Source organism: Massilia sp. ZL223 (assembly GCF_018119395.1).
Lineage (GTDB): Bacteria > Pseudomonadota > Gammaproteobacteria > Burkholderiales > Burkholderiaceae_D > Telluria.
On record NZ_JAGPWD010000018.1, the window covers coordinates 25,395 to 51,579 of the forward strand.

Sequence of the window (26,185 nt, forward strand, 5' to 3'; positions counted from 1 at the left end):
TCGTGTTCGCATCGAGCAATGTTGTGAAAACAGTCTCGTTTTTACTGAATTTTTATAGAAATCGCGAGTGTGGCCGCCAAAGGGTGCCGATAAGGTGACTGGCCGCATTCAAGACCCAACCCTGGAGAATTACATGTCCGTTACTATGCGCGAAATGCTGGAAGCCGGTGTTCACTTCGGCCACCAGACCCGTTTCTGGAACCCGAAAATGGCTCCGTTCATCTTCGGTCACCGCAACAAGATCCACATCATCAACCTGGAAAAGACCATGGGTATGTACCAGGACGCGATGAAGACGATCAAGCAGATCGCCGCCAACCGCGGCACCATCCTGATGGTGGGCACCAAGCGCCAGGCGCGCGACATCATCGCCGCTGAAGCCCAGCGCGCAGGCGTGCCTTACGTCGACCAGCGCTGGCTGGGCGGCATGCTGACCAACTTCAAGACCATCAAGACCTCGATCAAGCGCCTGAAGGACATGGAAGCCGCGATCGAAGACGGTTCGGTCGAGAAGATGTCGAAGAAAGAAGCGCTGATGTTCTCGCGCGAACTGGTCAAGCTGCAGAAGTCGATCGGCGGCATCAAGGATCTGGGCGGCGTGCCGGACGCGATCTTCGTCGTCGACGTCGGCTACCACAAGGGCACCGTGACCGAAGCCGGCAAGCTGGGCATCCCGGTCATCGGCGTGGTCGACACCAATCACTCGCCGGAAGGCGTTACCCACATCATCCCGGGTAACGACGACTCGTCGAAGGCCATCACCCTGTACGCGCGCGGCGTCGCCGATGCGATCCTGGAAGGCCGCGCCAACGCCACCAACGAAGTCGTTGAGATGGTCAAGGCCGGCGGCGACGACTTCGTCGAAGTTTCCGAGCAGGCATAATTTGACGGCAGGCCGCACGGCCTGCCTGCAGTAGAAAGGGGGAGCCGTACCACGTGCCCCCCTTTTTTTAAGCACAAGATTTAGCAGAAATATATCGTTCGACTGTCCGCCGGACAGCCGGGCACCTGAACCAACATTTAGGAGAATACACATGGCAGCGATTACTGCAGCGATGGTGGGCGAACTGCGCTCCAAGACCGACGCACCGATGATGGAATGCAAGAAAGCACTGACCGAGGCCGATGGCGACATGGGTCGCGCGGAAGAGATCCTGCGCGTCAAGCTGGGCGGCAAGGCGTCGAAGGCGGCTTCGCGCATCACCGCCGAAGGCGTGGTGGCGGCTTACATCGCCGGCAACGTCGGCGCGCTGGTCGAGATCAACAGCGAAACCGACTTCGTCGCCAAGAACGACGACTTCCTGGCCATGGCCAACCTGGCTGCACGCCTGGTCGCCGAAAAGAACCCGCTTGATGTCGACGCCCTGGCGAAGATCGAACACGAAGGCAAGACCTTCGACGACGTGCGTACGGCACTGATCGGTAAAATCGGCGAGAATATGACCGTTCGCCGCTTCCAGCGTTTCGAAACCACCGGCAAGCTGGCTTCCTACCTGCACGGCGCGCGCATCGGCGTGATGGTCGAGTTCGAAGGCGGCGACGAGCAAGTCGGCAAGGACGTGGCGATGCACATCGCTGCCATGAAGCCGGTCGCACTGTCGTCGGAGCAAGTGCCTGCTGAACTGATCGAAAAAGAGCGTTCGGTTGCCCAGCTGAAAGCCCAGGAAGACGCCGACAAGGCCGTCGCCGAAGGCAAGCAGCCGCAGTCGGCCGAGATCGTCGCCAAGCGTATCGACGGTTCGGTGCAGAAGTACCTGAAAGAAGTGTCGCTGCTGAACCAGGCGTTCGTGAAGAACGACAAGCAGTCGATCGAGCAGATGCTGAAGGCCGCCAACACCACCGTGAAGGCGTTCACCATGTACGTCGTGGGCGAAGGCATCGAGAAGAAGGTTGACGACTTCGCAGCTGAAGTTGCAGCACAGATGGCTGCTAGCAAGCAGTAATTGAAAAGCGGGCCGCAAGGCCCGTTTTTTTAAGGGGAAAGGTTTGTTGCGTGGCCGTGGTTGGGTTAGTGGCTGCGCTGGCAAACTTGGGTCCCGGCCTGCGCCGGGACGACGGCGCAGGAGATAACAGTGACCTCAAACAACGTCGTTCCGGCGAAGGCCGGAACCCAAGTTCGCGGCAACCCGGCAGCGCCTCACGCGCAGCGCCCCGTGAGCAGCACCCCATCTGGCAACAAGCGCAGATGAGACCGCAGCCCACGAGGCCGCGCGTCAGAACCGAATTCGTAAGAAACATCACATAGGAGCCGCTTCATCATGACAAAACCAGCCTACCAACGAGTCCTTCTGAAACTGTCTGGCGAAGCGCTGATGGGCGACGATGCGTTCGGCATCAACCGTGCGACCATCGACCGCATGGTGGCCGACGTGGCGGAAGTGGCGAATCTGGGCGTGCAGGTGGCGGTCGTGATCGGCGGCGGCAACATCTTCCGCGGCGTGGCCCCGGGCGCCCAGGGCATGGACCGCGCCACCGCGGACTACATGGGCATGCTCGCCACCGTCATGAACGCCCTGGCCCTGGCCGACGCCATGCGCCATGTCGGCATCACCGCGCGCGTCATGTCCGCGATCAGCATCGAACAGGTGGTCGAGCCCTACGTGCGCCCGAAAGCCCTGCAGTACCTGGAAGAGGGCAAGGTCGTCGTGTTCGCCGCCGGCACCGGCAACCCCTTCTTCACCACCGACACCGCCGCCGCCCTGCGCGGCTCGGAAATCTCGGCCGAGATCGTCCTCAAGGCCACCAAGGTCGACGGCGTCTACAGCGCCGACCCCAAGAAGGATCCGCACGCCACCCGCTACGAGTCGATTTCCTTCGACGAAGCGATCGCCAAGCACCTGCAGGTGATGGACGCCACCGCCTTCGCGCTGTGCCGCGACCAGAAGCTGCCGATCAAGGTGTTTTCCATCGTCAAGCCGGGCGCGCTGAAAGCCGTGATCATGGGCGAAGACGAAGGTACACTGGTACACGTTTAAGTTTTAGTTGAACAATCCGAAAGAAGAACAGGAGAGCAGCATGTCCTTAGCTGACGTCAAAAAGAACGCCCAGGATCGCATGACCAAGTCCATCGAGACCCTGAAGGCCAACCTCGCCAAGGTCCGTACCGGCCGCGCCCACGCCGGCATCCTCGACTCCGTCATGGTCGAATACTACGGCTCGCCGACCCCGCTGTCGCAGGTGGCGAACCTGACCCTGATCGACGCGCGCACCATCGGCGTGACCCCGTTCGAAAAGAAGATGGCCAGCACCATCGAGAAGGCGATCCGCGACTCCGACCTGGGCCTCAATCCCTCGAGCCAGGGCGACACCATCCGCGTGCCGACCCCGCCGCTGACCGAAGAGCGCCGCAAGGAAATGGTCAAGCTGACCAAGACCGAAGGCGAAGACGCCAAGATCGCCGTGCGCAACATCCGCCGCGACGCCAACGAAGCGCTGAAGAAGATGGTCAAGGACAAGACCGCTTCGGAAGACGAAGAGCGCCGCGCATCGGACGAAGTCCAGAAGCTGACCGACAAGTTCGTCGCCGAGATCGACAAACTGCTGGCGGAAAAAGAGAAGGACATCATGACCGTGTAAATACGGCTTGATGGTAGTTCTCGCGGACCGGCCCCGGCAGCTTGCCGCGGCCGGTCCGTGTACCTTATGATTGACCATTTTCCTTGCCGGCGACATGTGTTGCCGGCCGCAGCCCACTGGAAGTCATGATATTCAAAAGTTCGACCACCGCTGTCCCCGAAACGCCTAGTGTGCCGCGCCACATCGCGATCATCATGGACGGCAACGGCCGCTGGGCCACCAAGCGCTTCCTGCCGCGCGTCGCCGGCCACGTCAAGGGCGTGGAAGCCGTGCGCGGCGTCGTCGAGCGCTGCGTCGAACTCGGCGTCGAGTACGTCACCCTGTTCGCCTTCTCGTCCGAGAACTGGCGCCGTCCGGCCGAGGAAGTCTCGCTGCTGATGCGCCTGTTCGTGACCGCCCTCGAGCGCGAAGTCTCGAAGATGCACGCCAACAATATTCGCCTGAAAGTCGTGGGCGACCTGAGCCGTTTCGACCCCAAGCTGCAGGAGATGATCGCCGCCGCCGAGCGCCGCACCGCCAACAACACCCGCCTCACGGTCAGCGTGTGCGCCAACTATGGCGGACGCTGGGATATCATGCAGGCAACGAGCAAGATGGTGCAGGCCAACCCTGGGGTGACCGAATTCACCGAAGACATGCTGGCCCCGCACCTGGCCATGGCCTATGCCCCCGAGCCCGACCTCTTCATCCGCACCGGCGGCGAGGAGCGCATCTCGAATTTCCTGCTCTGGCAGCTCGCGTATTCCGAGCTGTACTTTACCCAGACCTTCTGGCCCGATTTCTCGCCTGAAGCGCTGGACGAGGCGATCGCATCCTTCCAGAAGCGCGAGCGCCGCTTCGGCCAGACCGGCGACCAAGTAGCGAAGAAGACCAACTGATGCTGAAAACCCGGATCCTCACCGCGCTCGTCCTGCTGGCAGTCCTGCTGCCGGTACTGTATTCCAACAATTTCACGGCGTTCGCGGTGGTGGCTTCGCTGTTCTTCGGGGCGGCGATCTGGGAATCCTTCCGCCTGTTCAATCCGGGCTCCGGCCGCGCGCTGCCGATCGCGCTGTTCTGGACCGCAGCTTTCGCCTACGCCTTCTTCCTGGCGCCCTCGACCGGTGCCTCGACCTTCTGGTTCGCCATCGGCGTGCTGCTGTGGGCTCTGCGCTTCGCGCCCTCGCTGAAGCTGGGCCTGCCGCCGCTCGAGAGCACGGCCAACACCATGCTCAGCCTGATCTACGCGATCTCGGTGGTGTCCTGCTTCGCCGCCATCGTCACCATGTTCCAGCACTCGGCGCTCTACCTGCTGTCGGTGATGGCCATCGTCTGGGCCGCCGACGTCTTCGCCTACTTCTCCGGCAAGGCCTTCGGCAAGCGCAAGCTGGCGCCGTCCATCTCGCCCGGCAAGTCCTGGGAAGGGGCGATCGGCGGCTGCATCGCCGTCCTGATCATCGCCGCGCTCACCGTGCTGTTCGGCGGGGAAGCCTTGGCCAATACTTTCGCGGTGCGCGTGCAGGCCGGCCTCGGCTGGCTCGGCATGTTCGCCGTACTCATCCTCATCGTCGCCGCCAGCATCGTCGGCGACCTGTTCGAATCCCAGCTCAAGCGCCGCGCCGGCATGAAGGACAGCAGCAACCTGCTGCCTGGCCACGGCGGCGTACTGGACCGGATCGACGCGCTCGTCCCGGTCCTGCCACTGGCTGCCCTGATCGGCGCCTGGCTCTAGAAGGAAGCAGATCATGCAACGCATTACCATCCTGGGCGCCACCGGCTCGATCGGCGCCTCGACCCTCGACGTGCTCGCCCGCCATCCGGAGCGCTACCGTGTCTACGCCCTCAGCGCGCACAGCCGCGTCGAGGAACTGGCGCAGGCCTGCCGCGTCCACCGCCCGCAGCGCGCCGTGGTCGGCACGCCGGAAGCGGCGGCCCGGCTGTCGGCACTGGTCGCGGACCTCGGCATCGCGGTCGAACACGGCGAACAGGCCCTGTGCGACATCGCTTCCAGCGACGACACCGACACCGTGATGGCCGCCATCGTCGGCGCCGCCGGCCTGGCGCCCACGCTGGCCGCCGCGCGCGCGGGCAAGAAGGTCCTGCTGGCCAACAAGGAAGCCCTGGTCATGTCGGGCCAGCTGTTCATGGACGCGGTCAAGGAGCACAAGGCGACCCTGCTGCCGATCGACAGCGAACACAACGCCATCTTCCAGTCGCTGCCGCAGCACTACGCGCGCGCGCCGGGCGCCGCGGGCGTGGCCAAGATCCTGCTGACCGCCTCGGGCGGCCCCTTCCTGAATCGCGCCGTCGAGACCCTCGGCGGCGTGACCCCGGAAGAGGCCTGCAAGCACCCGAACTGGGTCATGGGCCGCAAGATCTCGGTCGACTCGGCCACCATGATGAACAAGGGCCTGGAAGTGATCGAGGCCCACTGGCTGTTCGGCGCGCCGGCCGACCTGATCGAGGTCGTGATCCATCCGCAGAGCGTGATCCATTCGATGGTCTCCTACGTCGACGGTTCGGTGCTGGCCCAGCTGGGCAATCCGGACATGCGCACGCCGATCGCGCACGCGCTGGCCTTCCCGGAGCGGATCGCATCCGGCGTGGCCCAGCTCGACCTGACCACGATGGCGGCACTGCAGTTCCACAAGCCGGACTTCGAGCGCTTCCCCTGCCTGGCCCTTGCGTTCGACGCCCTGCGTGCGGGCGGCACCGCGCCGGCCCTGCTGAACGCCGCCAACGAAGTGGCGGTGCAAGCCTTCCTCGACCGCGCCATCGGCTTCCGCGACATCGACCGCGTCATCCGCCAGGTGATGGACGAGGTGGAGCACGGCCCGGCGCCCTCGATCGAGGCGGTGCTGGACCAGGACACGCGCGCCCGCGCGGCCGCCGCCGCCATTGCTCGCCTGCGGGGATAAGCCATGAACCTGCTGTGGACGGTGCTGGCCTTCGTGCTGGCCCTCGGCCCGCTCATCATCATCCATGAGCTGGGCCACTACCTGGTCGCGCGCTGGTGCGGCGTCAAGGTGCTGCGCTTCTCGGTCGGCATGGGCAAGGTGGTGTGGTCGCGCCGCTTCGGCCGCGACCAGACCGAATGGGCGGTGTCGGCGCTGCCGCTGGGCGGCTACGTCAAGATGCTCGACAGCCGCGATCCCGAGACCGCGCCCAAGGACGAAACCGAATGGGACCGCGAGTTCACGCGCCAGAGCGTGTGGCGCCGCATCGCCATCGTCGCCGCCGGACCGATCGCCAACTTCCTGCTCGCCATCGGCCTGATGGCGGTGCTGTTCATGTACGGCGTCGAGGAACCCTCGGCGCGCCTGCGCGCGCTGCCGGAGAATTCGGTCGCCTACCAGGCGGGCGTGCGCGGCGGCGATACGGTGGTCGCGGTGAATGGTTCTCAGGTCGGCTCCTGGCCCGACCTGCGCTGGCAGGTGCTGCAGGCCGCCATCGAGAAACGCGAAGCGCGCCTGGAAATGCGCGGCAAGCATGGCGGCGCCTACAGCGCCACCATCCCGAAGGAGGCCGTGGCCAGGCTCGACGTCGAAGGCGACGTGCTGGGCGGCCTGGGCCTGGACCTGTGGCGCCCGCAGCCGCGCGTCGACAAGGTGCTGCCTGGCGGGGCAGGGGAGCGCGCCGGCCTGCTGGCGGGCGACCTGGTCCTGCGCGCCGACGGCAAGGCCATGGACGACGGCATCGCCTTCATCGAAGCGGTGCGCGCCGCGCCCGGCCGCGCGCTGCAGCTGGAAGTCCAGCGCGGGTCCGGCGTTGTGAAGCTCGCGCTCACGCCGGAACGCGGCCCCGACGGCCGCGGCATGATCAAGGTCATGGTGGCCCAGGCGCCCGAGATGGTGACGGTGTCCTCCGGTCCCTTCGAGGCCGTGGCCAAGGGCGCCGAGCGCACCTGGGAGACCAGCGTCATGACCCTCAAGATGATCGGCAAGATGATCACGGGCGAAGCCTCGTGGAAGAACGTGACCGGGCCGATCACCATTGCCGACTATGCGGGACAGACCGCGCGCATCGGCCTGGTGAGCTATTTGCAGTTCATTGCATTTATTAGTATCAGCTTAGGAGTAATGAATTTGTTACCAATTCCAGTTCTGGATGGTGGCCATTTACTGTATTATTCGCTGGAAGTTTTGACCGGGCGTCCCCTTCCAGCGCGAGTCGGCGAGTTCGCACAGCGCGCCGGGGTCGGCCTGCTGCTCATGCTGATGGCGCTCGCCGTCTTCAATGACCTGGTGCGGCTGTTCTAGCGAAGCTCCCATGCACGCTGAATCCACCGGCAAAATAAAGAATGCTGTTACCGCGGTATTCGCAGGGTGGCCGGCCTAGCCGTTCACCCCGCGCTTACTGCGCCAAGGAATATGTATTAATGACTGACCCTTTGATCCAGCCAATGAAATCACAACCAGATCGTTTTGCCCTGCCGTTCATCCGTCGCAGCCTGATCGGCGCAGCCGTGCTGGCCCTGTGCGCCGGTAACGCGCTGGCCGTCAACCCGTTCGTCGTCAAGGACATCCGGGTCGAAGGCATCCAGCGTACGGAAGCGGGCACCGTGTTCAGCTACCTGCCGGTGCGCGTGGGCGAGACCTTCGACGACGGCAAGGCGACCGCGGCGATCAAGGCCCTGTATGCGACCGGCTTCTTCAAGGACATCCGCCTGGAAGAAGAGAACGGCGTGCTGGTGGTGCTGGTCGAGGAACGTCCGGCGATCTCCACCGTCGATTTCACCGGCACCAAGGAATTCGAAAAGGACATGCTGGTCAAGGCGCTGAAGGAAATCGGCGTCGGCGAGACCAAGATCTTCGACAAGGCGTCGGTCGACCGCGCCGAGCAGGAGCTCAAGCGCCAGTACCTGTCGCACGGCCTGTACGGCGTCAAGATCACCACCACCGTCACCCCGATCGAACGCAACCGCGTGACGATCATGTTTAACGTCGACGAGGGCGACGTCGCCAAGATCAAGGGCATCAACATCGTCGGCAACAAGGCCTTCAGCGACAAGGAACTGCGCGAACAGCTGGAGCTGCGCACCTCGGGCTGGTTCACCTGGTACTCCAAGGCCGACCAGTACTCCAAGCAGAAGCTGACCGGCGACCTCGAGACCATCAAGTCCTACTACTTGAACCGCGGCTACCTGGAAGCCAACGTGGAATCGACCCAGGTGTCGATCACCCCGGACAAGAAGGACATCTACCTCACCATCAACATCACCGAAGGCGAGAAGTACACCGTCAAGAGCGTGAAGCTGGAAGGCGAGATGTTTGGCCGCGAGGAAGAGCTCAAGCAGCTGATCCTGCTCCAGCCGGGCAAGACCTATTCGGGCGACCTGCAGGAAGCCACCAACAAGCTGATCGCCGACCGCCTCGGCACCTTCGGCTACGCCTTCGCCAACGTGACGGCCAATCCGGAGATCGACCGCGAGAAGCGCGAAGTGGCCTTCACCTTCTTCGTCGATCCGGGCAAGCGCGCCTATGTGCGCCACATGAACATTTCGGGCAACACCGTGACCCGCGACGAAGTGATCCGCCGCGAGTTCCGCCAGTTTGAAAGCTCGTGGTACGACGCCAACCGCGTCAAGCTCTCGCGCGACCGCGTCGACCGCCTCGGCTACTTCAAGGAAGTGAAGGTCGAGACGCCGGAGTCGCCGGGCACCTCGGACCAGGTGGACGTCAACATCGTGGTCGAAGAAAAGCCGACCGGTAACTTCATGATCGGCGGCGCGTTCTCGCAGGCCGAGAAGTTCACCTTCACGGCCTCGATCTCGCAGGCCAACTTCGCGGGTTCGGGCAACACCGTCGGCCTGGAACTGAACACCAGCAAGTACAACCGCACGATCGCGTTCTCGCAGACCAATCCGTACTTCACCGACGACGGCATCTCGCGCGCCTTCCAGCTCTACCTGCGCACCTCGCGTCCGCCGGCGCTGAACATCGGCTCCTACACCGTGCGCCAGACCGGCGGCAACCTGACCTTCGGCGTGCCGTTCTCGGAATCGGACACCGTCTACTTCGGCGCGGGCCTGGAGCGCACCCAGATCGAGACCGACGGCACCTCGCCGGTCCTGTACCGCACCTTCGTGTCCCAGAACGGCGGCCCGTCGACCGGTATCGGCAAGGCCACCACCAACGCGATCCCGCTGACCGCCGCCTGGGGTCGCGACACCCGCGACAGCGCGGTGACCCCGACCCGCGGCCGCTTCCAGCGCGCCAACCTCGAGATCGACGCCCTGGGCGACGCCAAGTACTACAGGATGGTCTATGAGCATCAGTGGTACCGTCCGCTCACACGATGGATGACCCTGGCCCTGCGCGGCGAGTTCGACTACGGCAAGGGCATCGGCGGCAACAGCTACCCGGTCTTCAAGAACTTCTATGCCGGCGGCATCGGTTCGGTGCGCGGCTACGAGAGCTCGTCGCTGGGCGTGGTCGACCCGAGCTTCTACGACGCGGTCGGCGGCTCCAAGCGCGTGATCGGCAATGCGGAACTGCAGTTCCCGTTCCCGGGCAGCGGCACCGACCGCAGCCTGCGCTGGTTCACTTTCCTCGACGGCGGCCAGGTGTTCCAGGAAGAGGCCAAGATCCGCCCATCGGAATTCCGCTACTCGGCCGGTATCGGCCTGTCCTGGATTTCCCCGGTGGGCCCGCTCAAGTTGAGTTATGCTAAGCCTTTGAACGCCCTGCCGGGCGACCGCCTGGAACGCTTCCAGTTCCAGATGGGCACCGGCTTCTGACCAAGAGGCGCAAGGGCGTACCGAAAACCAGGATTGCGAGAGACTTATGCTGAAAAATCTGATTGCCTCGCTGTCGCGCGGACTCGTGATCGCCGCGCTGTGCGCCGCGCCGCTGGTCCAGGCGCAGGCCCAGGGCCAGGCCTACGGTTCCACCGGCCGCATCGGCTTCGTGTTCACCGAGCGCCTGATGACGGAATCGAAGATGGCCAAGGCCGCCGACGCCAAGCTGGCCGCCGAGTTCTCCAGCCGCCAGAAGACGGTCGAGGAAGCGGCGGAGCGCTTCAATGCGGCGCGCAAAAAGTTCGAGTCCGAGGCCAATAACCTGAGCGAGGGCGAACGCAACCGCCGCACGCGCGACCTGATCAACATGGAAGCCGACTGGAAGCGGATGCACAACCTGTTCCAGGAAGACCTCATGCAGCGCAAGAACGAAGAGCGCGCGGCGATCGCCCAAAAGGCTTACAAGCTGCTGGAGCAGGTCGCGGCCGAGGAAAGGCTGGACGCCGTGCTGGCCGAGGCGGCGTGGGTCAGCCCGCGCATCGACATCACGGACAAGATCCTCAAGCTGCTCGACGCTTCGAAGTGATGCCGGGCTGCGCACCGATTTGAATTTGTTTGACTAAGACAGGAAAGACCGAGATGGGCATTCGACTAGGCGATTTGGTCGAGCGCTTCGGCGGACAACTGGCGGGCGACCCGAACCTCGAGGTTCAAGCGATCGCTCCCCTGGACAGCGCCGGCGCTTCGCACATCAGCTTCCTCAGCAACAGCAAGCTGCGCGCACTGGCCGCGCAGAGCCAGGCGGCGGCCCTGATCCTGTCGCCGCTGGACGACCCGGCCGTGGCCGCGACCTATGAAGGCGCGCGCATCGTCACCACCAACCCCTACGCCTACTTCGCGCGCACCGCGCAGTACTTCGTCTCGCTGAGCGAAGCCGCACCAAGCCCGGGCGTGCATCCGAGCGCCGTGGTGGCTCCGGGCGCCGTGGTCGATCCCACGGCCCATGTCGGCGCCAACGTGACGATCGAGGAGGGCGCTGTGATCGGCGCCCATGCGGTGATCGACGCCGGCTGCTACATCGGGCGCGAAGCCGCGATCGGTGAGGGCACCCACTTCTTCGCCAACGTGACTTTCCATGCGCACTGCCGCATCGGCAAGCGCGGCATCGTGCATTCGGGCGCCGTGATCGGCACGGACGGCTTCGGCTTCGCCGTCGAAGGCGGCGTCTACATCAAGATCCCGCAGACCGGGCGCGTGCTGATCGGCGACGACGTCGACATCGGCGCCAATACCTGCATCGACCGCGGCGCGCTGGCCGACACCATCATCGAAGACGGCGTCAAGCTCGACAACCAGATCCAGATCGGCCACAACTGCCACATCGGCGCGCATACCGCGATGGCGGGCTGCGTGGGCGTGGCCGGCAGCGCGAAGATCGGCAAGCACTGCACCTTCGGCGGCGCCGCCATGGTGCTCGGCCACCTTGAGATCGTGGACAACGTCCATATCTCCTCGGGCAGCATGGTGTCGCGCTCGGTGCTCGAACCTGGCCAGTACACCGGCTTCTACCCGCTGGCCAAGAACGCGGAATGGGAACGCAGCGCCGCCATCGTGCGCAACCTGGGCGCGATGCGCGAGAAAATCCGTTCGCTTGAAAAAACAATCAAAACCCTGACAGAACAAAAATGACGACTGAATCCAAAATCCTCGACATCACCCAGATCAAGGAATACCTGCCGCACCGCTATCCGCTGCTGCTGGTCGACCGTGTCGTGGACTACGAACTGGGCAAGACCATCACCGCCATCAAGAACGTGACCGTCAACGAAGAATTCTTCAACGGCCACTTCCCGCACAAGCCGGTGATGCCGGGCGTGCTGATGGTCGAGGCGCTGGCCCAGACCGCGGCGATCCTGTCCTTCATGACCATGGGCGTGAAGCCGGACGAGAATTCGGTGGTCTACTTCGTCGGCATCGACGGCGTGCGCTTCAAGCGTCCGGTCGAGCCGGGCGACCAGCTCAAGATGGACGTCGAGATCCTGCGCACCTCGCGCGGCATCTGGAAGTACAAGGCGGTGGCCAGCGTCGACGGCAAGGTGGCCGTGGAAGCGGAACTGATGTGCACCATCCGCGCCAACGAATCTGCAGGACAGTAAGATGAGCAAGATCCATCCAAGCGCGATCGTCGATCCCAAGGCCGAGCTGGACAGCTCGGTCGAGGTCGGCCCGTATTCGATCATCGGCCCCAATGTGCGCATCGGCGCAGGCACGGTGGTGGGCCCGCACGTGGTCATCGAAGGCCACACGACGGTCGGCAAGGACAACAAGTTCTTCCAGTTCTGCTCCATCGGCGGCGCGCCGCAGGACAAGAAGTGGAAGGGCGAGCCGACCCGCCTGGAAATCGGCGACGGCAACACCATCCGCGAATTCGTCACCATGAACCTGGGCACCGCCCAGGATGAAGGCGTGACCCGCCTGGGCGACGACAACTGGATCTCGGCCTATGTCCACCTGGCGCACGACTGCCAGGTCGGCAGCCACACGATCTTCTCGAACAACGCCCAGCTGGCCGGCCACGTGCACGTGGGCGACCACGCCATCCTGTCGGGCTATGCGGGCGTGCACCAGTTCTGCAAGATCGGCGCCCACGCTTTCGTCGGCATGTACACCAGCCTGACCCAGGACGTGCCGCCCTTCGTGCTGGTCTCGGGCAATCCGGCCGGCGCGCGCGGCGTCAATATCGAAGGCCTGAAGCGCCGCGGCTTCACCCGCGAGCAGATCGACGGCATCCGCACCTCCTACAAGCTGATTTATCGTTCCAACCTGACCCTGGAAGAAGCCAAGGCCGCGCTGCTCGCCGAAGAATCGGCGGCAACCGGCGCCGCCGGCGACATCCGCGCCATGCGCGAATTCCTCGACACCGCTACCCGTGGCATCGTCCGCTAACTGTTCGCTGGCCCTGGTCGCCGGCGAGGCTTCCGGCGACATGCTGGCGGCGCGCCTGCTGGCCGGCCTGCGTCCGCACCTGCCGAACGCCCGTTTCCAGGGCATCGGCGGGCCGCGCATGATCGAGCAGGGAATGGTGAGCGACGTGCCGATGGAGACCCTGACGGTGCGCGGCCTGTTCGAGGTGATTCCGCGCTATCGCGAACTCAAGCGCATCCAGAACACCCTGCGCGACCGCCTGCTGGCGGAGCCGCCGGCCGCCTTCATCGGCGCCGACTATCCGGGCTTTAACCTCGGCCTGGAAGAGCAGCTGCGCGCGGGCGGCATCCCGACCATCCACTTCATCAGTCCCCAGATCTGGGCCTGGCGCGGCGGGCGGATCAAGAAGATCAAGCGCGCGGTCTCGCACATGCTCCTGATCTTCCCCTTCGAGGAAGCGATCTACCGCCAGGCCGGGGTGCCGGCCACCTACATCGGCCATCCGCTGGCCGAGATGATCCCCTTGAAGCCGGATGTCGCGGCGGCGCGCCGCCAGCTCGGGATCGCCGAGGATGCGCGCGTGGTCACCGTCATGCCGGGCAGCCGCATGGCCGAGCTGAAGTACCTGGCCGAGCCTTTCGTGCGCGCGGCCGGGCTGCTGCACGCGCGCGACCCCAAGCTGGTCTTTGTCGTCCCGATGGCGGGCGAGCGCCAGCGCGCCTATTTCACCGAGATCGTGAACAAGGCCGGGCTGGGCGATGTGCCGCTGCAACTCGTCGACGGCGAGTCGCACGCGGCGATTGCGGCCGGCGATGCGGTGCTGGTAGCATCGGGGACAGCGACCCTGGAAGTGGCGCTGTTCAAGAAGCCGATGGTGATTGCCTACAAGGTCATGCGCGCCTCGTGGGAAATCATGCGGCACATGGGCTACCAGCCCTGGATCGGCCTGCCGAACATCCTGGCGCGCGAATTCGTGGTGCCGGAATACCTGCAGCACGCCGCCACGCCGGAAGCGCTGGCCGACGCCGTCTGGCGCCAGCTCGACGACCCGGCGGGCTGCGAGCGGCTGGCGCGGCGCTTTACCGACATGCACCACAGCCTGCTGCGCAACAGTGCGCAGGAGAGTGCGGAAGCGGTGCTCCGGGTGATCGGCATGCGCTGAGCGCAAGACGCTGAGTAGAAAGCGATGAGTAGAAAGAAAGTCAACCTGTATCCCGGCCTGCCGCCGCGGCTGCGTCCCTTCACCGACGCGGACATCGTCTGCGGCGTGGACGAGGCCGGGCGCGGCCCGCTGGCCGGCCCCGTGTATGCGGCCGCGGTCATTCTCGACCCCAGGCGCCCGATCGACGGCCTGCGCGACTCCAAGAAGCTGACCGAGGCGCGCCGCGACGAGCTCGCGCCCCTGATCAAGGAGCATGCGCTGGCCTGGGCGATCGCCGAGTGCTCGTGCGAAGAGATCGACAGCCTGAACATCCTGCACGCGACCATGCTGGCGATGCGCCGCGCGGTGGAAGCGCTGCGGACCCTGCCGACCATCGCCCTGATCGACGGCAACCGCTGTCCGACAATGGATGTGCGCGCGCACGCGGTGGTGGAAGGCGACGACAAAGTGCACGCCATCTCGGCCGCCTCGATCCTGGCCAAGACCGCGCGCGACGCCGAGCTGGTGCGCCTGCATGCGCTGTATCCGCAGTACGGCTTCGACCAGCACAAGGGCTACTCGACCCCGCTGCACCTGCAGCAGCTGCGCGCCCATGGTCCGTCGCCGGTGCACCGCCGCTCGTTTGCGCCGGTGCGCTCCCTGCTGCAGGCGGATTTCTTCGCCGAGCCCGAAGGCTTTCCTGCATGAAGACGATCACTTCGCGCGACAACGCCTTCTACAAGGACCTCAAGCAGCTCGCCACCAGCTCCCAGGCCCGCCGCAAGGTCGGCCAGAGCCTGCTGGACGGCGTGCACCTGTGCCAGACCTGGCTCGACCTGCGGGGCGCACCCGACCACTGCGTGGTCTCGGAAGCCGCGCTGGGCAACCCGGAAGTGGCCGCTATCGTGGCCCGCTGCGACGACCTGCGCGCGCCGGTGACGGCGCTGCCGGACGCGCTGTTCAAAGCGGTCAGCCAGGTGGAGCACGGCGTGCACCTGGTGTTCGTGGTCGCCACCCCGCGCCCGTCCAAGCCGGCCGGCCTTGTGGACGCCAGCGTGCTGCTGGACGGCGTGCAGGATCCCGGCAATGTCGGCTCGATCCTGCGCAGCGCGGCGGCGAGCGGCATCAAGCAGGTGTACTGCAGCCCCGGCACGGCCTTCTGCTGGTCGCCCAAGGTGCTGCGCGCGGCCATGGGCGCCCACTTCGTGCTCGACATCTTCGAGAACGCCGAGCTCGCGGCGCTGGTGAAGGAGGCGAAGGTACCGGTGCTGGCCACCAGCGGCTACGCCAGCGAATCGCTGTACACGATGGACCTCGCGGCGCCGGTGGCCTGGGTGCTGGGGCATGAAGGGCAGGGCGTCTCGGGCGAGCTGCTGGAGCTGGCCACGCACCGGGTCGCCATTCCGCACGACGGCCAGGTTGAATCGCTGAACGTGGCCGCCTGCGCCGCGGTGTGCTTCTTCGAGCAGCTGCGGCAGCGCCGGCACGGCAGACAGGCATAGACGGCGGCGCGCGCTCGGGGTAATGTTGCACCTGAGGGTGGAACCGAGCTGAACTGGAGTAAGGATGGACATCGCGCATTTGCATTTTCTGGTGGCGGAAGCCGACACGGCGCAGCGCCGGACGCTGGTGGAGCTGCTCGGGCAGCTGGGGGCCAGCCAGGTGACGGACGTGCCCGACGGGCACATCGCCATGCAGAGCCTGGATCCGGCCCTGGGCCCGGCGGTGCACATCGCCGTCGTCGACCTGGCCTTGCCCGGGATGGATGGGCTGGAGCTGATCCGCAACCTGGGCACGGTCGGCTCGCCGGTGCGCCTGGTCGTCACCGGGGCCCAGCCGGCCGGCCTGCTGTTCTCGGTGGAGACCCTGGCCCAGGCCTATGGCGTGGACCTGCTGGGCACGATCTCCAAGCCGGTCACGGCGGCCAAGCTCAAGCCCCTGCTCGACAACTACGCGCCGCTGCCGAAGCACGATGCGCGCGCCGAAGGGCCGCGTTTTTCCTTCCAGGAGATCGGCATCGGCCTGCAGAAGCGCCAGTTCGAACCCTTCTTCCAGCCCAAGATCGAGCTCGCCACCGGCCAGGTGAAAGGCCTGGAAGCCTTTGCGCGCTGGCGCCATCCCGAGCACGGCGTGCTGGGGCCGACTTCCTTCATCGACGCGCTGGTCGAAAGCGGGCGGGTGGACTTCCTGGACTGGAGCATGATCGAGATGTCGGTGCAGCAGTGCCGCGTGTTCCACGACAAGGGCATCCCGATCTCGATCTCGCTGAACATTGCCCCCGAGACGCTGGGCCATCCCAACTTCGTGCGCCAGATCACGGGTTGCCTGAGCCGTCACAAGGTGATGCCGGACTACGTGACTTTCGAGATGAGCGAATCCTCGGTGCTGAACACCGACCCGCACTTCATCGAGCGCCTGGTGCGTCTGCGGATGATGGGTTTCGGCCTGGCGATCGACGACTACGGCACGGGCCGTTCCAACCTGCAGCTGTTGGCGCGCATCCCCTTCTCGGAATTGAAGATCGACCGCAGCTTCGTCGACGGCGCCTCCAAGCGCCGCCCGCTGGGTACGGTCCTGCGCTCCTGCCTGGGCCTGGCGCACAGCCTGGACCGCATGTCGGTCGCGGTCGGCGTCGAGACGCGCCAGGACTGGGACTTCCTGCAAGACCTGGGCTGCACCTACGCCCAGGGCTACCACATCGCCAACCCCATGGAAGCCGCCGCCTTCCCCGGCTGGCTCGAAGACTGGCGCCACTTCTTCTAAATAGGGTCAGAGTCGAATTGTTGGGAAATTCTCCAGAATTGCCAAACAATCCGACTCCGACCCCATTTGCCCATACTCCATTACCCCGACAATAAATCAGGGTCAGAGTCGAATTAAATGACAACATTGGGGAATTTCCCAACAATTCGACTCTGACCCTATTTATTTTTGCCGCATTAAAGCAGTCTCGTCAGGCTGGAAAATTCCTAGCCGGAATATAAGCCAAGCTCAAGGGCGCTTATCGCGCTAAGACCAGCCGAAATAAATTAGGGTCAGAGTCGAATTATTGGGAAATTTCTCAGAATTGCCAAAGAATTCGACTCCGACCCTCTTTGTTCAGACTTCGCTTTTCTCATCAACAAGCAGGGTCGGAGTCGAATTGTTTGGCAACTTCGGGTAATTGCTCAACAATTCGACTCTGACCCCGGTGTTCCCCGCTGTTCAGGCGCGGAGCGGCTGGGGAGGGAGTTGCTGGGAGAGGGCGAGGCTCGCGGCTTCGTGGTCGAGGGGGCGGAAGAAGTAGTAGCCTTGCACGAAGTCGCTCCCCATCTCGCGCAGGATGTCGACCTCGGCGTTCGTTTCGACGCCTTCCGCCACCACGTCCAGCCCCAGCGCGCGCGCCAGCATGACCACCACGCCGGCGATCTCGCGCTTGTCGGCGTGGCTGTCCATCGCGCTCACGAAGGAACGGTCGATCTTCAGGGTGTCGATCGGCAGGCGCCGCAAATGGCTCAGCGACGAATAGCCGGTGCCGAAGTCGTCCAGGCTCAGGCGCACGCCCAGGGCCTTCAGCTGCTGGAAGATGGCCAGCGCATGCTCCGGGTCGGCCATCACCGCGCTTTCCGTCAGCTCCAGTTTCAGGCTGCCATGCGCAATGCCGGTGTCGGCCAGCACGCGCGTGACCATGTCCACCAGTTCGCCGTCGGTCAGCTGGATCGCGGACACGTTCACGCTCATGCTCAGCGAGCTTGAACCGGCGTCCTGCCAGGCGCGCAGCTGGCGGCAGGCCTGCTCCAGCACCCAGCCGCCGATCTGGCCGATCAGGCCCACTTCCTCGGCCACCGGAATGAATTCGACCGGCGAGATCATGCCCAGCACCGGATGGCGCCAGCGCAGCAGCGCTTCGAAGCCGCGGATCATGCCATCCTGCGGCGAGACGATCGGCTGGTACTGCAGGAAGAACTGCTGGCCCGGCAGCGCCAGGCGCAGTTCCGCCTCCAGGGTCAGGCGCCGCAGCGCGCCTTCCTGCATGGTCTGGTCGAACATCATCCAGCGCGCGCGCCCGTTCTGCTTGGCGTGGTACATCGCGATGTCGGCGTCGCGCAGCATCACCTGCACGTCGCTGTAGCCGCTCGAACTCATGGCGATGCCGATGCTGGCCGTCACATACACCTGGTGCTGCCCGATCTGCAGCGGCGCCGCCAGGGCCTTCAGGAGGCGCTCGGCGATGCGGATCGGCGTGGCGGCGTCGCTGACGCTGTCGATCAGGATGGTGAATTCGTCGCCGCCCAGGCGCGACACGACGTGGTGGTCGCCGCCAAGCGCGTCGCGCATCACCATGTCGCGCATGACCATATCCGTCTCGCGCAGGCAGGCCGTCAGGCGCCGCGCCGTGGCGACGATCACCTGGTCGCCCGCGCTGTGCCCCAGGCCGTCGTTGATCGCCTTGAACCGGTCCAGGTCCACGAACAGTACGGCGAACTGGTACTCGGGCATGCGTTTGGAGCGCATCAGGAAGTGCTCGAGCCGGTCGAGGAAGAGCTTGCGGTTGCCCAGCTCCGTCAGCGGATCGTGCAGGGCGTCGTGCAGCAGGCGTTCCTGGGCGCGCCGCCGTTCGATCACGCGTCCCAGCTGGGTGCCTACCTGGGCCATCAGGCGCAGCATGCCATCCGCCGGCGTCTGGCGCTCGAGCCCGAAGAATTCGAGCACGGCCACCACCTCGGTCCCGATCACCACCGGGAAGGCGAACAGCGAGGCCATGCCGACGTTCACCAGCACCGGCAGGCGCGGCAGGTCGGCGAGCGTCGCTTCGCCGACGTTGACCGTGGCCGGCGCCGCCGTGGCCAGCACCTTGCCCGGCAAACCGACCCCGCTCGTGAAGACACTGGCTTCGGTCTCCGCGCGCAAGCGGTCGAAACGTCCGCCGCCGTCGTCGTGCCAGACGGCCGTCGAATCGAGCGCCGCGTCGTGGGTGGTCACCAGCAGCAGGTGCCCCAGCGGCCAGCCGGTATAGCGGCACACCGCCTCCAGCGCGTGGCGCATCGCGTCTTCCACGCTGGCGGCTTCGTTGGATGCGACCGCGATGCTCTCCAGCAGGGCGATCTCCTGCTGGCGCTGGAACAGGTCGCGCAGGCCGCGCTCGGCGATGGCTTCCGCTTCCTGGCGCGCCGCGACCTCGCGCTTCAGGCGCCGCTGCAGGCGCGCGATCTCGGCGGCCGCGTCGACCTCGGATGCGCCGCCGGCGCCGGACATGGCTGCGTTCACTTGGCGAAGCGCACGTGGAACACGCACTTGTCGGCGTGTTCGTGCATGCACTGGGACTGGTGCACGTCGGCCTGCTCGCCGAAGTGCGAAGCCGCGCCCTGCATGAAGCCCTCGGCCAGCGCGCACAGCTTGCGCTGCGAGTTGTAGCCGATGACCAGGGTCTCGTTGCTGCTGGTGTCGAAGTCGAATACCGGCGGCGTGGCGCCCGGATAGAGCTTGCGCACTTCCGGGTGGATCAGGTTGTTGAGGGTCAGCAGGAAGCTGCGCGCGCTGGTGTGCGGCGCGAAGAAGCCCGGATAGCGCTGCACCAGGATGGGCATGGCGCGCCGTCCGAACCAGCGCAGCACGTCCTGGGGCGGAATGTTCAGCGCCGCCGAGGCCACTTCGACCAGGCGGAACACCTCGGCGTCGTCGTAGCTGCCGAGCGATGTATACGCGCCACCGAGCCCGGCGTCGTCGAGCAGGCGATCCCAGGTGGCCTCGCCGAACTCGGTCGTGACCGCTTCCTCGAGGAGATTGAAAACGATGCCTTTCATGGGATGCCTCTAAATCAATACGTGCACGAATTTTACACGTAGATTGCTTTTATATCTCAGAGGCAACACCAATTCGGCGAACCGGCACAGGTTCAAAACCGCAACACGTGGCATTCCGACCACACCTGTTGTCAATCGATCAGTATTCCCGGCGGTCGGGCTTGATCTCTTGCAGGATCGTGGTGGCGATTTCCTCGATCGACTTGGTGGTCGAGGACAGCCAGCGGATGCCTTCGCGCTTCATCATCGCTTCGGCCTCGTTGACCTCGTAGCGGCAGTTCTCGATCGACGCATATTTGCTGCCGGCGCGGCGCTCGTTCCGGATCTGCGACAGGCGCTCGGGCGTGATGGTCAGCCCGAACAGCTTGCTCTTGAACGGCGGCAGCGAGGAAGGCAGCTTGCCGCGTTCGAAGTCGTCCGGAATCAGGGGATAGTTGGCCGCCTTCAGGCCGTACTGCATCGCCAGATAGAGGCTGGTCGGGGTCTTGCCCGAGCGCGACACGCCCACCAGGATCACGTCAGCCTCGGCCAGGTTCTTGTGCGACTGGCCGTCGTCGTGCGCCAGCGAGAAGTTGATCGCCTCGATGCGGTTCTTGTATTCCTCGGTATCCACCGCGTTGTGGATACGCCCGATGGTATGGGTCGACTTGACGCCCAGTTCCTGCTCGAGCGGCGAGACGAAGGTCTGGAACAGGTCCATGTGCATGCCGTTCGCGGCCCGGATCACGCTCGACAGGTCGTGCTTCACCAGGGTCGAGAACACGATCGGCCGCTGGCCGTCGCGCGCGAAGCTTTCGTTGATGCGGCGCGCTGCGTCGTAGGCCTTGTCGATCGAGTCGATGAAGGGAATGCGGATCTGGCGGAAACGCATCTCGAACTGGCTCAGCACGGCATGGCCGAAGGTCTCCGCCGTGATGCCGGTGCCGTCGGAGACGAAGAACACGGTGCGCGACGAAGGGGTCAGGGAGGAGCGGATTTCTTCGGTCATGGGTCGGAACGCAGGTGGAAATGACTAACCAGGTGACAAGCATATAAGCTTATGTGCTGTACATCATCCGGTCACAGGTTAAAATGCTTGGCAACGGACATGCATTGTGCTGCACGGCGGACAGAATAACAAGAACACATCTCCGCTGCCCCGCACTTGCGCCAACAGGTTTCTATCATCAAGTAAGGGTGTTTTACCATGACTAACCTAGCAACTGGAGTGTTGAAGGAGCCTGACCAGGCGGGCCGCGCGGACAAGGTCTACGTGGCGTCGTTCGAGAACCTGCGCATGACCGACGTCGAGTCGGTCGGCGGCAAGAACGCCTCGCTCGGCGAGATGATCAGCCAGCTGGCCGGCGCCGGCGTGCGCGTGCCGGGCGGCTTCGCCACCACGGCGGACGCCTTCCGCGACTTCCTCAGCCATAGCGTCAATGGCGGACCGTCGCTCGCTGACCGCATCGCCACCCGCCTCGAAACGCTCGACGTCGACGACGTGCGCGCGCTGGCCGCAGCCGGCGCCGAGATCCGCCAGTGGATCATCGACACCCCGTTCCAGCCGCGCCTGGAGCAGGAGATCCGCGCCTTCTACGAGCGCCTGGTGGCCGGTTCGAGTACCGAAGTCTCGTTCGCCGTGCGTTCCTCGGCGACCGCCGAAGACCTGCCGGACGCCTCGTTCGCAGGCCAGCAGGAGAGCTTCCTGAACGTGGTCGGCATCGACAACGTGCTGGAAGCGATGAAGCACGTCTTCGCCTCGCTGTACAACGACCGCGCGATCTCCTACCGCGTGCACAAGGGCTTCACCCACGCCGAAGTCGCGCTGTCGGCCGGCGTGCAGCGCATGGTCCGTTCGGACCTGGGCTCATCGGGCGTGATGTTCACCATCGACACCGAATCGGGCTTCAAGGACGTGGTATTCGTGACCTCGAGCTACGGCCTGGGCGAGACCGTGGTGCAGGGCGCCGTCAATCCGGACGAATTCTACGTGCACAAGCCGATGCTCGCGCAGGGCAAGTCGCCGGTCATCCGCCGCAACATCGGCTCCAAGCTGATCAAGATGGAGTTCACCAGCGAGGCCAAGGCCGGCCGCTCGGTCAAGACCGTGGACGTACCGATCGAACTGCGCAACCGCTACTCGCTGCTCGACTCCGATGTCGTCGAGCTGGCGAAGTACGCCGTCATCATCGAGAACCACTACGGCCGTCCGATGGACATCGAGTGGGGCAAGGACGGCCGCGACGGCCAGCTGTACATCCTGCAGGCGCGTCCGGAAACCGTGAAGTCGCAGGAAAAGGCGAGCGACGCCCAGCAGCGTTTCAAGCTCAAGGGCTCGGGCACCGTGCTGACTTCCGGCCGCGCGATCGGCCAGAAGATCGGCGCCGGCCCGGTGCGCGTCATCACCGACCCGTCGGAGATGGAACGCGTGCAGCCGGGCGACGTGCTGGTGGCCGACATGACCGACCCGAACTGGGAACCGGTCATGAAGCGCGCCGCCGCCATCGTCACCAACCGCGGCGGACGTACCTGCCACGCGGCGATCATCGCCCGTGAACTGGGCGTGCCGGCGGTCGTGGGCTGCGGCGACGCCACCGAGGCGCTGAAGGACGGCACCTTCGTGACCGTGTCCTGCGCCGAAGGCGACGAAGGCCGCATCTACGACGGCATCCTCGAAACCGAAGTGACCGAAGTCTCGCGCGGCGCGCTGCCGCCGCTCAAGACCAAGATCATGCTCAACGTCGGCAATCCGCAGCTGGCCTTCGACTTCCAGTCGGTGCCGAACGGCGGCGTCGGCCTGGCGCGCCTTGAGTTCATCATCAACAACAACATCGGCGTGCACCCGAAGGCCATCCTCGAGTACCCGAACATCGACGCCGACCTGAAGAAGGCGGTGGAGTCGGTGGCCCGCGGCCACGCTTCGCCGCGCGCCTTCTACGTCGACAAGCTGGCTGAAGGCGTGGCGACCATCGCCGCCGCCTTCTGGCCGAAGCCGGTCATCGTGCGTCTGTCGGACTTCAAGTCGAACGAGTACAAGAAGCTGATCGGCGGTTCGCGCTACGAGCCGGACGAAGAAAACCCGATGCTGGGCTTCCGCGGCGCCGCGCGCTACCTGGCCGAGGACTTCGCCGAGTCCTTCGAGATGGAATGCATGGCCATGAAGCGCGTGCGCGAAGAGATGGGCCTGACCAACGTCGAACTGATGGTCCCGTTCGTGCGTACCCTGGGCCAGGCCGAGGCGGTCGTGAACCTGCTGGCCAAGTACGGCCTGAAGCGCGGCGAGAACGGCCTGCGCCTGATCATGATGTGCGAGGTGCCGTCCAACGCCATCCTGGCCGAGCAGTTCCTGCAGTACTTCGACGGCTTCTCGATCGGCTCGAACGACCTGACCCAGCTGACCCTGGGCCTGGACCGCGACTCGGGCATGGAACTGCTGGCCAAGGACTTCGACGAGCGCGATCCGGCCGTGAAAGCCATGCTGTCGATGGCGATCAAGGCTTGCCGGGAGCAAGGCAAGTACATCGGCATCTGCGGCCAGGGCCCTTCGGACAATCCGGACTTCGCGGTCTGGCTGATGGAGCAGGGCATCGAGTCGATGTCGCTGAACCCGGACTCGGTGATCGATACCTGGCAGAAGCTGGCGTCGATGTAATCGAGGCCGTGCGATCGCAGGTGTATTGCTTCTAAGTAAGGCAAGTCTTCCCCAGTCGTGGCTGCAGGTGCTACACTGGGGAGAATGATTTCGTTGCCGCTTAGACCACTATCAAAACGACTCGCACGAATTCGCAAAACCCTCGCTACCCGTTTCGGGTGACGGGGGTTTTTTCATTTACAGCCCTGGAACGAGGAGACGCACATGTCCGACTGGACGATCTGGCTGATTGGCGCCGGCATCCTGGTGATTGCCGAGCTTTTCACCGGGACCTTCTACCTGCTCATGATCGCGCTGGGCCTGTGCGCCGGCGCGCTGGCGGCGCTGGCCGGCCTGAGCGGTCCGTTGCAGACGCTGGTTGCGGCCGCCGTCGGCGTCGCGGCCACCCTGGTGCTGCGCCGCAGCCGCTTCGGCAAGGCCGCACGCAAGGGGGACCAGGCAGCCAATGACCCCAACATGAACCTCGACATCGGCCAGCGCGTCAGCGTGCCGCAGTGGCAGGGAAGGCGCGCGCGCGTGATGTACCGCGGCGCGCTGTGGGACGTCGAGCTGCGCCCCGGCGCCTCGGACCAGCCGGGCGACTTCCGCATCGTCGAGGTGCACGGTAACCGCCTGATCGTCGCGGACGCATAAGACGAGCGAATACATCACACACAACAATAAGGGATGCCAATGGAAATGTTCAGCATGGTTGCGCTGGTGGTCTTCGGGATCGCCCTGGTCTTCGTCTTCAAGACGATCAACGTCGTGCCCCAGCAGCACGCTTGGGTGGTGGAACGCCTGGGCAAGTACCACGCCACCCTGGCGCCGGGCCTGAATATCGTCGTGCCCTTCATCGACCGCATCGCCTACAAGCACAGCCTGAAGGAGATTCCGCTCGACGTGCCGCCCCAGGTCTGCATCACGCGCGACAACACCCAGCTGCAGGTCGATGGCATCCTGTACTTCCAGGTGACCGACGCCATGCGCGCCTCCTACGGTTCCTCGAACTACATCCAGGCCATCACCCAGCTGGCCCAGACCACCTTGCGTTCGGTGATCGGCAAGATGGAGCTGGACAAGACCTTCGAGGAGCGCGACCACATCAACACCACCATCGTCAACGCGATCGACGAATCGGCCGCCAACTGGGGCGTGAAGGTCCTGCGCTACGAGATCAAGGACCTGACCCCGCCGGCCGAGATCCTGCACGCGATGCAGCGCCAGATCACGGCCGAACGCGAGAAGCGCGCCCTGATCGCGGCGTCGGAAGGACGCCGCCAGGAGCAGATCAACATCGCCAGCGGCGAGCGCGAGGCGGCCATTGCCCGTTCGGAAGGCGAGCGCCAGGCCGCCATCAACCGCGCCCAGGGCGATGCCAGCGCCATCGTCGCGCTGGCGGAGGCGAGCGCCTCGGCGCTGCGCCAGGTGGGCGCGGCGATCCGCGAGCCGGGCGGCATGGACGCCGTCAGCCTGCGCGTGGCCGAGCACTACGTCGACGCCTTCGGCAATCTGGCCAAGACCAACAACTCGCTGATCGTGCCGGCCAATATGGGCGACATGAGCAGCGTGATCGCCAGCGCCCTGCAGATCGTGAAGGCGCAAAAATGACGCGCGTGGTCGTCATCACCGGGGCTTCCGACGGCATCGGCGCCGAGATGGCGCGCCAGCTGGCGGCGAAGGAGGGCGCGGGCCTGGCCCTGGTGCTGGCGGCGCGCGGTGCGGCGCAGTTGGAGACCGTGGCCGGGCAATGCCAGGCGCTCGGCGCCCAGACGCTGGCGGTGCCGGCCGACGTGGGCCGGCAGGAAGACTGCCGTGCCCTGGTCGAACAGGCCGTGGCCCGCTTCGGCCGTATCGACGTCCTGGTCAATAACGCGGGCCGCTCGGCGCACGCCTTGTTCGAGCAGGTCGAGGACCTGGGCTGGTACGAGGACCTGATGCGCGTGAACCTGTGGGGCAGCGTGTGGTGCACGCAGGCGGCGCTGCCGCACCTGAAGGCGGCGCGCGGCAGCATCGTGGCCGTGTCCTCGCTGGCGGGCCTGGTCGGCGTGCCGGGACGCACGGCCTACAGCGCGTCCAAATTTGCGATGACCGGCTTCTTCGAAGCGCTGCGCCTGGAACTCAAGGGCGCCTGTGTGAGCGTCACGACCGCCTATCCGGGCGTGGTGGCGACGCAGATTCGCTATCGCGGCTACAACGCCAAGGGAGAGGCGGCCGGTGTCAGCGGCCTGAAAGAGGAAGACGCCATGCCGGTGGAAGAGTGTGCGCGCCTGATCATCGACGGCATGGAAGGCCGCCGGCGCGAGGTCGTGATGACCACGAAAGGCAAGCTGGGGCGCCTACTCAAGCTGCTGGCCCCGGGCCTGGTCGAAAAAATGGCGCTGGCCGCCGTGAAAGACGAACAGCGCCCGCACTGATGCGGCAAACGCTAA

Annotated in this window: 24 protein-coding genes; 21 read left to right on the plus strand and 3 right to left on the minus strand. The window is 65.1% G+C overall.

Features of this window, described 5'->3' with window-relative positions; genetic code table 11:
• The first annotated feature begins 133 nt into the window (after nt 1-133).
• The 17 genes from rpsB to KBW95_RS12865 all read left to right on the plus strand — a co-directional run bounded on the left by rpsB (nt 134) and on the right by KBW95_RS12865 (nt 17,123).
• Nucleotides 134-883, plus strand: a complete 750-nt coding sequence (rpsB, locus tag KBW95_RS12785) for a 30S ribosomal protein S2 (RefSeq protein ID WP_211525003.1) — start codon at nt 134-136, stop codon at nt 881-883.
• A gap of 151 nt (nt 884-1,034) precedes the next feature.
• Nucleotides 1,035-1,943, plus strand: coding sequence for a translation elongation factor Ts (gene tsf / locus KBW95_RS12790; RefSeq protein WP_211525004.1), 909 nt, complete (start codon nt 1,035-1,037; stop codon nt 1,941-1,943).
• A gap of 315 nt (nt 1,944-2,258) precedes the next feature.
• Complete coding sequence (gene pyrH, locus KBW95_RS12795) at nt 2,259-2,975, plus strand: UMP kinase (RefSeq protein ID WP_211525005.1); 717 nt, start codon at nt 2,259-2,261, stop codon at nt 2,973-2,975.
• Nucleotides 2,976-3,015: 40 nt separating this feature from the next.
• Complete coding sequence (gene frr, locus KBW95_RS12800) at nt 3,016-3,576, plus strand: ribosome recycling factor (protein ID WP_211525006.1); 561 nt, start codon at nt 3,016-3,018, stop codon at nt 3,574-3,576.
• A 125-nt stretch (nt 3,577-3,701) separates the two neighbouring features.
• Entirely contained in the window at nt 3,702-4,454 is a 753-nt protein-coding gene (gene uppS, locus KBW95_RS12805; protein WP_211525007.1) for a polyprenyl diphosphate synthase, read from the plus strand.
• Nucleotides 4,454-5,287 carry a phosphatidate cytidylyltransferase gene (locus KBW95_RS12810; RefSeq protein WP_211525008.1) on the plus strand — a complete coding sequence of 278 codons (834 nt, stop codon included), beginning with the start codon at nt 4,454-4,456 and terminating at the stop codon, nt 5,285-5,287. Before uppS ends, KBW95_RS12810 begins: the two co-directional genes overlap by 1 nt.
• A gap of 13 nt (nt 5,288-5,300) precedes the next feature.
• Complete coding sequence (gene ispC / locus KBW95_RS12815) at nt 5,301-6,473, plus strand: 1-deoxy-D-xylulose-5-phosphate reductoisomerase (protein WP_211528409.1); 1,173 nt, start codon at nt 5,301-5,303, stop codon at nt 6,471-6,473.
• A 3-nt stretch (nt 6,474-6,476) separates the two neighbouring features.
• Nucleotides 6,477-7,814 (plus strand): RIP metalloprotease RseP, encoded by a 1,338-nt coding sequence (gene rseP / locus KBW95_RS12820; protein ID WP_211528410.1) that lies wholly within the window; start codon nt 6,477-6,479, stop codon nt 7,812-7,814.
• 143 nt (nt 7,815-7,957) lie between these two features.
• The gene (gene bamA / locus KBW95_RS12825; protein ID WP_211528411.1) at nt 7,958-10,294 is read left to right on the plus strand and encodes an outer membrane protein assembly factor BamA; all 2,337 of its coding nucleotides are present in this window, start codon (nt 7,958-7,960) and stop codon (nt 10,292-10,294) included.
• A gap of 46 nt (nt 10,295-10,340) precedes the next feature.
• Entirely contained in the window at nt 10,341-10,880 is a 540-nt protein-coding gene (locus KBW95_RS12830; RefSeq protein ID WP_229429724.1) for an OmpH family outer membrane protein, read from the plus strand.
• Nucleotides 10,881-10,933: 53 nt separating this feature from the next.
• Nucleotides 10,934-11,983 (plus strand): UDP-3-O-(3-hydroxymyristoyl)glucosamine N-acyltransferase, encoded by a 1,050-nt coding sequence (gene lpxD / locus KBW95_RS12835; RefSeq protein ID WP_211525013.1) that lies wholly within the window; start codon nt 10,934-10,936, stop codon nt 11,981-11,983.
• Nucleotides 11,980-12,450 carry a 3-hydroxyacyl-ACP dehydratase FabZ gene (gene fabZ / locus KBW95_RS12840; protein ID WP_211525014.1) on the plus strand — a complete coding sequence of 157 codons (471 nt, stop codon included), beginning with the start codon at nt 11,980-11,982 and terminating at the stop codon, nt 12,448-12,450. Before lpxD ends, fabZ begins: the two co-directional genes overlap by 4 nt.
• A gap of 1 nt (nt 12,451) precedes the next feature.
• Nucleotides 12,452-13,240, plus strand: coding sequence for an acyl-ACP--UDP-N-acetylglucosamine O-acyltransferase (gene lpxA / locus KBW95_RS12845; RefSeq protein ID WP_211525015.1), 789 nt, complete (start codon nt 12,452-12,454; stop codon nt 13,238-13,240).
• On the plus strand, nt 13,224-14,381 hold the full coding sequence (gene lpxB / locus KBW95_RS12850; RefSeq protein WP_211528412.1) for a lipid-A-disaccharide synthase: 1,158 nt from the start codon (nt 13,224-13,226) through the stop codon (nt 14,379-14,381). The genes lpxA and lpxB overlap by 17 nt, the downstream gene beginning before the upstream one ends.
• Nucleotides 14,382-14,405: 24 nt before the next feature.
• Nucleotides 14,406-15,068, plus strand: a complete 663-nt coding sequence (rnhB, locus tag KBW95_RS12855; RefSeq protein ID WP_211528413.1) for a ribonuclease HII — start codon at nt 14,406-14,408, stop codon at nt 15,066-15,068.
• Nucleotides 15,065-15,862 (plus strand): RNA methyltransferase, encoded by a 798-nt coding sequence (locus KBW95_RS12860; protein ID WP_211528414.1) that lies wholly within the window; start codon nt 15,065-15,067, stop codon nt 15,860-15,862. Before rnhB ends, KBW95_RS12860 begins: the two co-directional genes overlap by 4 nt.
• Nucleotides 15,863-15,926: 64 nt before the next feature.
• Entirely contained in the window at nt 15,927-17,123 is a 1,197-nt protein-coding gene (locus KBW95_RS12865; RefSeq protein WP_211528415.1) for an EAL domain-containing protein, read from the plus strand.
• Between the two features lie 441 nt (nt 17,124-17,564).
• On the opposite strand, the gene KBW95_RS12870 is transcribed toward KBW95_RS12865, so the two are convergent.
• The 3 genes from KBW95_RS12870 to KBW95_RS12880 all read right to left on the minus strand — a co-directional run bounded on the left by KBW95_RS12870 (nt 17,565) and on the right by KBW95_RS12880 (nt 21,131).
• On the minus strand, nt 17,565-19,595 hold the full coding sequence (locus KBW95_RS12870; protein WP_211525020.1) for a bifunctional diguanylate cyclase/phosphodiesterase: 2,031 nt from the start codon (nt 19,593-19,595) through the stop codon (nt 17,565-17,567).
• 8 nt (nt 19,596-19,603) lie between these two features.
• Nucleotides 19,604-20,143: a heme NO-binding domain-containing protein gene (locus KBW95_RS12875; protein WP_211528416.1), complete on the minus strand. Its 540-nt coding sequence runs from the start codon at nt 20,141-20,143 to the stop codon at nt 19,604-19,606.
• Nucleotides 20,144-20,282: 139 nt separating this feature from the next.
• Nucleotides 20,283-21,131, minus strand: coding sequence for a pyruvate, water dikinase regulatory protein (locus KBW95_RS12880; RefSeq protein ID WP_211525022.1), 849 nt, complete (start codon nt 21,129-21,131; stop codon nt 20,283-20,285).
• Nucleotides 21,132-21,329: 198 nt separating this feature from the next.
• Between KBW95_RS12880 and ppsA the strand changes: the two genes are divergently transcribed.
• The 4 genes from ppsA to KBW95_RS12900 all read left to right on the plus strand — a co-directional run bounded on the left by ppsA (nt 21,330) and on the right by KBW95_RS12900 (nt 26,170).
• A complete protein-coding gene (gene ppsA, locus KBW95_RS12885) occupies nt 21,330-23,774 on the plus strand; it encodes a phosphoenolpyruvate synthase (protein WP_211528417.1) in 2,445 nt (814 codons plus the stop codon).
• Between the two features lie 204 nt (nt 23,775-23,978).
• Nucleotides 23,979-24,407, plus strand: coding sequence for an NfeD family protein (locus KBW95_RS12890; RefSeq protein ID WP_211525024.1), 429 nt, complete (start codon nt 23,979-23,981; stop codon nt 24,405-24,407).
• 45 nt (nt 24,408-24,452) lie between these two features.
• The gene (locus KBW95_RS12895) at nt 24,453-25,364 is read left to right on the plus strand and encodes an SPFH domain-containing protein (RefSeq protein WP_373888796.1); all 912 of its coding nucleotides are present in this window, start codon (nt 24,453-24,455) and stop codon (nt 25,362-25,364) included.
• Nucleotides 25,361-26,170 carry an SDR family oxidoreductase gene (locus KBW95_RS12900; RefSeq protein ID WP_211528418.1) on the plus strand — a complete coding sequence of 270 codons (810 nt, stop codon included), beginning with the start codon at nt 25,361-25,363 and terminating at the stop codon, nt 26,168-26,170. Before KBW95_RS12895 ends, KBW95_RS12900 begins: the two co-directional genes overlap by 4 nt.
• The last annotated feature ends 15 nt before the right edge of the window (nt 26,171-26,185 follow it).

What these genes read in the sequence shown, in the direction of transcription:
- rpsB (WP_211525003.1), top strand. Translation starts at nt 134, where the DNA reads ATGTCCGTTACTATGCGCGAAATGCTGGAAGCCGGTGTTCACTTCGGC.
- tsf (WP_211525004.1), top strand. Translation starts at nt 1,035, where the DNA reads ATGGCAGCGATTACTGCAGCGATGGTGGGCGAACTGCGCTCCAAGACC.
- pyrH (WP_211525005.1), top strand. Translation starts at nt 2,259, where the DNA reads ATGACAAAACCAGCCTACCAACGAGTCCTTCTGAAACTGTCTGGCGAA.
- frr (WP_211525006.1), top strand. Translation starts at nt 3,016, where the DNA reads ATGTCCTTAGCTGACGTCAAAAAGAACGCCCAGGATCGCATGACCAAG.
- uppS (WP_211525007.1), top strand. Translation starts at nt 3,702, where the DNA reads ATGATATTCAAAAGTTCGACCACCGCTGTCCCCGAAACGCCTAGTGTG.
- KBW95_RS12810 (WP_211525008.1), top strand. Translation starts at nt 4,454, where the DNA reads ATGCTGAAAACCCGGATCCTCACCGCGCTCGTCCTGCTGGCAGTCCTG.
- ispC (WP_211528409.1), top strand. Translation starts at nt 5,301, where the DNA reads ATGCAACGCATTACCATCCTGGGCGCCACCGGCTCGATCGGCGCCTCG.
- rseP (WP_211528410.1), top strand. Translation starts at nt 6,477, where the DNA reads ATGAACCTGCTGTGGACGGTGCTGGCCTTCGTGCTGGCCCTCGGCCCG.
- bamA (WP_211528411.1), top strand. Translation starts at nt 7,958, where the DNA reads ATGAAATCACAACCAGATCGTTTTGCCCTGCCGTTCATCCGTCGCAGC.
- KBW95_RS12830 (WP_229429724.1), top strand. Translation starts at nt 10,341, where the DNA reads ATGCTGAAAAATCTGATTGCCTCGCTGTCGCGCGGACTCGTGATCGCC.
- lpxD (WP_211525013.1), top strand. Translation starts at nt 10,934, where the DNA reads ATGGGCATTCGACTAGGCGATTTGGTCGAGCGCTTCGGCGGACAACTG.
- fabZ (WP_211525014.1), top strand. Translation starts at nt 11,980, where the DNA reads ATGACGACTGAATCCAAAATCCTCGACATCACCCAGATCAAGGAATAC.
- lpxA (WP_211525015.1), top strand. Translation starts at nt 12,452, where the DNA reads ATGAGCAAGATCCATCCAAGCGCGATCGTCGATCCCAAGGCCGAGCTG.
- rnhB (WP_211528413.1), top strand. Translation starts at nt 14,406, where the DNA reads ATGAGTAGAAAGAAAGTCAACCTGTATCCCGGCCTGCCGCCGCGGCTG.
- KBW95_RS12860 (WP_211528414.1), top strand. Translation starts at nt 15,065, where the DNA reads ATGAAGACGATCACTTCGCGCGACAACGCCTTCTACAAGGACCTCAAG.
- KBW95_RS12865 (WP_211528415.1), top strand. Translation starts at nt 15,927, where the DNA reads ATGGACATCGCGCATTTGCATTTTCTGGTGGCGGAAGCCGACACGGCG.
- KBW95_RS12870 (WP_211525020.1), bottom strand. Translation starts at nt 19,595, where the DNA reads ATGTCCGGCGCCGGCGGCGCATCCGAGGTCGACGCGGCCGCCGAGATC.
- KBW95_RS12875 (WP_211528416.1), bottom strand. Translation starts at nt 20,143, where the DNA reads ATGAAAGGCATCGTTTTCAATCTCCTCGAGGAAGCGGTCACGACCGAG.
- KBW95_RS12880 (WP_211525022.1), bottom strand. Translation starts at nt 21,131, where the DNA reads ATGACCGAAGAAATCCGCTCCTCCCTGACCCCTTCGTCGCGCACCGTG.
- ppsA (WP_211528417.1), top strand. Translation starts at nt 21,330, where the DNA reads ATGACTAACCTAGCAACTGGAGTGTTGAAGGAGCCTGACCAGGCGGGC.
- KBW95_RS12890 (WP_211525024.1), top strand. Translation starts at nt 23,979, where the DNA reads ATGTCCGACTGGACGATCTGGCTGATTGGCGCCGGCATCCTGGTGATT.
- KBW95_RS12895 (WP_373888796.1), top strand. Translation starts at nt 24,453, where the DNA reads ATGTTCAGCATGGTTGCGCTGGTGGTCTTCGGGATCGCCCTGGTCTTC.
- KBW95_RS12900 (WP_211528418.1), top strand. Translation starts at nt 25,361, where the DNA reads ATGACGCGCGTGGTCGTCATCACCGGGGCTTCCGACGGCATCGGCGCC.